General features: G+C 50.2%; 1 protein-coding gene. It reads left to right on the top strand.

Annotated elements, in window-relative coordinates; translation table 11 throughout:
- The first annotated feature begins 149 nt into the window (after positions 1-149).
- A complete protein-coding gene (locus CWO89_RS44950) occupies positions 150-437 on the top strand; it encodes a hypothetical protein (RefSeq protein WP_130232033.1) in 288 nt (95 codons plus the stop codon).
- The last annotated feature ends 207 nt before the right edge of the window (positions 438-644 follow it).

The raw sequence follows: 644 nt of genomic DNA, 5'->3' as shown, positions 1-644 counted from the left end.
CACTACCTAAAAGCGCCAGCGGTTTGATTCTGATCAAGGAAGTGATCGAACTTTTTAGATAAACTAGCATCGTTCACTCAACCTCAATCGCGAGTTCACTTTGATCTGCAATAAACCCGGAAAACCGATCCCGATCATTAGGAGCACCTATGACAAAGGAAAATACAGCTGGATCCGATGGTCCGTTTACGCCTCCCGAATTGCTAAGATCATTTAATGAAATGCAAAGGAAGATGTCCGCAGTGGCAGCAAAGGAAGTATTGGGATTTGCAGCTTCCCGCCTACAGGACCAAGCCGACTACCTGACGAGTCTTGCCGGCTGCACAAGCTCTTCCGAAGCGCTCAAGTGCCAATGGGACTTCGCGCAGCGGTCGTGGTCGAAATCGCTCATTGACGGATGGAAAATGTTCGATAGCTTCAATGCAAAGAGGCAGTAATGGACTGCGGTTTGAGAGGTAACTTGTCGCGCTGAGGCGGGCTTACAATCAATATCGTCCCTCTATCGACCTGGCGCAGTCACGTTGCGATCGCAATCTTTTTTCTAACGGCGTCAGTATCCCTGCTAAACAGCGGAGCCAACGAGTCGTCCGTGAAGAAGCTCCCAAGTCATTGAGCGGGAGTCGAATTTTGGATCGGAGCGAGGG

The organism is Bradyrhizobium sp. Leo170 (assembly GCF_004296405.1).
GTDB lineage: Bacteria > Pseudomonadota > Alphaproteobacteria > Rhizobiales > Xanthobacteraceae > Bradyrhizobium.
This window is presented reverse-complemented; position numbering and strand designations above follow the sequence as displayed.

What these genes read in the sequence shown, in the direction of transcription:
- CWO89_RS44950 (WP_130232033.1), top strand. Translation starts at nt 150, where the DNA reads ATGACAAAGGAAAATACAGCTGGATCCGATGGTCCGTTTACGCCTCCC.